The 5,109-nt window shown below is 44.7% G+C and carries 3 protein-coding genes and 1 pseudogene; all 4 read right to left on the reverse strand.

Annotated features, from left to right (window positions below; translation table 11 throughout):
- Positions 1 to 336: pseudogene (locus CH376_RS23380) on the reverse strand (TIGR04388 family protein); the annotation flags it as partial.
- Between the two features lie 253 nt (positions 337 to 589).
- Complete coding sequence (locus tag CH376_RS23385; RefSeq protein WP_125232000.1) at positions 590 to 1,141, reverse strand: hypothetical protein; 552 nt, start codon at positions 1,139 to 1,141, stop codon at positions 590 to 592.
- An 88-nt stretch (positions 1,142 to 1,229) separates the two neighbouring features.
- Complete coding sequence (locus CH376_RS23390; RefSeq protein WP_125231999.1) at positions 1,230 to 1,784, reverse strand: hypothetical protein; 555 nt, start codon at positions 1,782 to 1,784, stop codon at positions 1,230 to 1,232.
- A gap of 21 nt (positions 1,785 to 1,805) precedes the next feature.
- On the reverse strand, positions 1,806 to 5,109 hold a 3,304-nt coding region (locus tag CH376_RS23395; protein WP_100788551.1), incomplete at its 5' end, for a polymorphic toxin-type HINT domain-containing protein.

Here is a 5,109-nt window from a genome sequence, read left to right on the forward strand (position 1 = left end):
GATTCCGAAGCTCGCGTTCGCCCAGTCCTTACCACCCATCTGGTTCTTGTCATAGCTTGCGTTTGCCGTGTAGTCGCCGCTCTTGAAGTTGTAATCAAGGCCCAAACCTAAACCGTTCGTAAAGTTCGTGTTCACGTTCATTCCTAAGCCTGCGTCACGATTGTAGCTCAGTCCCAATGCAACGTTACTCATCTTGTAGGCATTCATGATTCCTTGCAGGAAATCTCCGCCCGCGACCGCCTTCGCTCCCGATATGTTCAAGTTCACCCCGCCGCCCCAGCCGCCTTTCACCTCGTGTTGTCCGGTCAGTAGATTACCGTTTTCGTGTTTCGAATAGCATTGGGGCGAGTTCGCTGCGCGAAACGCGCTCTTCGCTTCAATCAGCATTGCACCATCCAATTCTTCGTAATAAAAATAGAATATTCCAAATACATGGTGCAATGCCGGATTTTCGCTACGATCACTCTCGCGGCTTGGTGCGTTGTTCGTTGTTCTTTCAATCTTCAACATCGTTCTCTAATTTAACTTTCTTTCAACTCCTACCCCTAAAACAAGAAAACCCGCTCAGTGGCGGGTTTCGTCTTCAACTTTAAGGTGCCCTCCAATGTGGCGGCATGTTCTTCGCTTCGGCTTCGTTATTTTCCATGATTTCGTCACTCTCTTTCAAGCACTGCTCGAAATATCCTTTGGGAGCAAGGCCGCCTTGACCCGTTGCAAGAGTTCGATTTGGATCAGTTTCCTGAAGCGAATACACCTGAAATTTTCTTAATTCGCCATCGGGTTTGTAAGTTAATTTAGCTCTTGCTACCTTCCCATTCTCGCTAAAATACATTTCATCCCCGATGATATTGATAATCTTAATCTCAACATCAGTACCTTTGAGTCCTGAACGAATTCTCAAAGTATTTTTTTGAAGAATAAACTCAGAGCAAGGCTCAGATCCAGTCCATACTTTGGCACTAACACCTAAATAACCTAGGATTTCTCCGGCAGTTGGCAAGGAATACACACCTTGAATTTTAGGGTGGTTTGCTAACTTGAAACTCGGATCGTTGTATTTCTCAAAATCTGTCTTCTCTTTGCATCCAACTAAACCTGAAATCAAAATCATTATTAAAACTGAATATACCTTTTTTCCCACTTCTTTCTTCTCCTTGTATTTTCCGCTACTTTCTGTTTTTCGGACTGTAGTAAATCCCGTAAATCGGATCCAGGAGATTTTTCTAATATCAATGAGGCCCTATACCCTTACCTTTTGTCTGCTCTTCCTCTGCTTGCGCTGATTCGTATAGCGCCTCACTATTTTTTACACATTCTTCAAAGTAGCCGGCAGGGGCGATTCCGCCTTGGCCAATTGCGATCGCTTGATCATCACCTTTTTTGTCAATACCATAAACCTTGTAAGCCTCTAACTCTCCAGATGCAGAATAGAATAGTTTAGCTTTTAGAATCTTCCCATTTTCATAAAAATACAAGTCATCACCAATAACATTGATGATTTTAATTTCTACATCCTTGTCTTTTAAAGCTGAACGCATCCGTAAAACATTTTTCTGAGGAATAAATTCAGTGCATGGCTCAGGGTCAGATAAAAGATCAATATTCATTCCCAAATGCTCTAATAAGCGATAACCTCCAGGCAAAGTGAATACTCCTTGAATTTTTGTATGGTTTGCTAATTTGAAATTTGGATCACTAAACTTTTCTAAATCGGTTTTTTCTTTACATCCAATTACTCCAATCGTCAAAGACATTATTACAATTAAACATATCGCTTTTCTCACGTTCTTCTCCTTGTGTTTCTGTTACTTTCTGTTTTTCGGACTGTAGTAAATCCCGTAAATCGGATTAATTAAATCTTTGTAAAATATTTCTTTAGCCGATCCGTTAGTATTCCTGGTTCCATTGTTGTTCAAGTCATAAAGTTTCCCGTCTGCTCCAACTATAGCTAACGAAAAATGGTTCGGCCCTGGTTTTCCAAGAATCTTTCCGGTTTTCTTGTCCTTATCTGTAATATTCGTATCCCAGTAAATCTGCACATACGCTCCCGGCTTCAAGTTTTTAATCGTGTTCTCAAGTTGAGTAACTGGAATCGGATTCACCATGCCAACCATCTTACCCGTTTTTGGATCAATGTGTCTGCCCTCGAAATCGTTGGAGATCCGATTTCCACTTGAGTCAGTTCCGTTCACAAGGCTCGTCTCAAATCCCCTAAATCCGTTCATGTCATACACTGGAGCCGAGTTTCCGTTAAACTTCACGTCTGCGTTTCGGAACTTGTTCACCATATATTCGCCAAAGCTCATCTTCGTTTCCCCGTTCAAATAACCTTGGACGTAGTTTGTGTTCATCCGGCAAATCGCAGACGATATTTCGTTCCCTAACTGTTGTGTTTTTTTGTTCGAAAAGATCCAATCCTTGATCTTGTTAAACTCTCTCGATCTCACAATTGCATCCGATTTGTTGTAAGCTGTCTCCACATTCTCTAACTTGGAATTGTATTGTTCCAGCGTGATGTTTCCGTCTCGCAGTTGTTCCTTCAAGTTGGTCACATTTTTCCGGTAGTCGTTCGTCACTTGCTCCGATTGACTTTTGAGGACCGGATCCATCTGGAAGTTTTCCTTTCCGCCCTTCCGGATCACATCCAAGATCACCGCTCCCTGAACAGACATCGCGTTGTTCTCACCTTGGTTGTAAAGTGCAGGTTTTGTCATTGCAAGTCCAAGATCGTTCATTTCCTTCTCGTTAAGCGTCGATATATCCGGATTTCTCTTAAACGGATTCTCAAGGGCTTCCTTGTAGGTTGCCTCGCTCATCTTCTTCGATGGCGGCCCGTCTTTCTCTTTCTGAGCAATTGAAGAATCAATCTCCGATTGATACGGCATCCCGTTAGGATTTCGATGCGCTCCTGGACTTCCCTCGTTCACAAGTCGCGCTACCTGACTGTCAGGATTGAACAAGTTCGGCCCAACCTGTTTCTCTGCAACGGTCTCTTTCGGGGTTACGTTGTTTTCGCTGAAAATGCCGTTCTCAGGAAACTTTCCGTCCTTCATCTGAGCATACGCTTCTGGAAACTTCGCCTCGATCTTCGCATTCAATTGAGTCGTCATGAACTGATCCAATTTCTTCAGTCCGTCCGCTCCTAACATTTTCTGATATTCGGAGATATTCTTCTCGTTTGCCTTCTTGTATCCGTTGAAGATATCTGCGTTCTGTTTTTCCAATGCTGCGATTTTTGTGTCTGCGTGAGAAGTATCTACGCAGTAGCTACATACCGTTCCGACAGTCGAGTTTGTGATGTCGTTTGCCTTCTGTGTCTTCAGTTTTGCGATCTCTTCTAAGTTCTTCGCATATCTCGTATCTCGGCTCACGTCTTGCGTCGTTTGCATATGGATTCTACCCGCATATGCTTGCTCGTTCGGAACGGTATCCGCGATCGCAAGCATTCGTTTCTCCATTCCCTGCTGACTTGAGTTCATCGTCTCTTTGAAGCTCTTGAGAGTCTTCAGTAGTTCTCTCACTCCCTTGTCACCTTCCGGCGCGATTCTCAGCGCGTTTTCTACCGATGGTTTCAAAGCCTCGTAACTTTGTTTCGAATCTTCGTGTTGTTTTAGCAATCTCTGATATTCAGGATCCGATACGGACTTCTCTTGAGCCGCTTTCAAACGATTCGATTCTCCTTCCGCGATTTGATTTCTCGCAGTGAGTAATCCTCCGACGAGCTTGTCGTCGTGACCGAATTGCTTCAGTTTCTCATACTTGATTTCGTTCGTTGCGTGAATCTGCTTTCCTTCGTTTGATATATATGCAGTCGACAACTGAGATTTGGTTGTTCCCTCGGTCGCAAGCATCATCGCTACCTTCGGATCATCATGATGTTTCTGAGACGCCATCTCTTTCAAGTTCGCATAATCTTTCGTGATGAGTACTGCTAAATCCGCTCCGACTTTTTCGTGGTCGATCGCTTTCTGTCTCTGCTGCTCTTGGTTCGCCGCGAGCTTCTCATTCAAGTGTGCGACCTCTCCTGCTCCGCCAGCGTCTCTCGCCGCTCGCAAGAGTAAACTTTTCGCGGCCACGTCTTTTGCAAGACCCGACATTCCACCTGTCTTGAACATTCCGAGCTGATTGCCGTCTACGCCAGTTGCTCCTTTCATCCAAGTCGCTACAGCAGCCATCTCCGTTTTGTTCAAACCCTGTTTCGGATCTACATTACGCAGGGCTTTGCGAAGTTCCTTGATTCCATCAAGGCCATCCGAGTTGGAGCTTCTTACCATGCTCAAGAACGTATCGTTACGTTCGCCAAGGAGGCCTTTTTGCGCTTTCAGCATTTCAGCATCGCCCTTTAACTGCAAACGCTCGTTCTTTAACGTTCTGTCTTTCGTATCGTATTCGTTCAGTCTTCCCAGCAATTCTTTGGCTTCACCGCTATATGGTTTCTCAGCCCCAAATCCGAACAAGCCGTCTCTACCAATCAGTTCTTTTACGCTCGACTTGATCGCTCTCACTTGTTTGTCATACGAGCCTTCGTAGTTGTGCACAACATATCCCGAGTTAGACGATTCCGCATCTCCGCCAACGATATATGTATGGTTGTCTTCTACCTCAAAGTTGTAAACCTTCGTCGGCTCTACGTTGTAATGAAAGATCCCGGTTACTCTCGCCCAAGTCCCATCCGACTTCAACACTTCGTCGTTTACTTTCAGCTCTTCCACTTTAGTCCACTCGGAAGTCGCTAAATCGCTGTCAGACGTCCTTCTTCGAAACGGGTGGTTCCATGTCGTCCGCAACTCTTCTTCGTTGTCCAGTTCTAAGAAAAATAACTGAGGGACTTCGTGAACAAAGAGTTCGGTCACTCTCTTGTTCTCAAGTTGACCCGTTCTTTCGTTCCAAGATACCACCGTATCTCCAACCTTGATATTCTCAATCGAGGTCAGTTCTAACTTCTCAGATCCTGGTGAATCCCACTTCTCTATCACTGCAGATTCTTTCCAGCTCTTGATTCGGTGAACCTGAGTCCCCGCTACAAAACAAGTATCCAAGTGAAAAACTCCCGCCTTGTCCACCATCTTCGATCCGTCGTTTGCAAAGCCGAAGCTCTGCGCAATGTCA

It is taken from the genome of Leptospira adleri (genome assembly GCF_002811985.1).
GTDB lineage: Bacteria > Spirochaetota > Leptospiria > Leptospirales > Leptospiraceae > Leptospira > Leptospira adleri.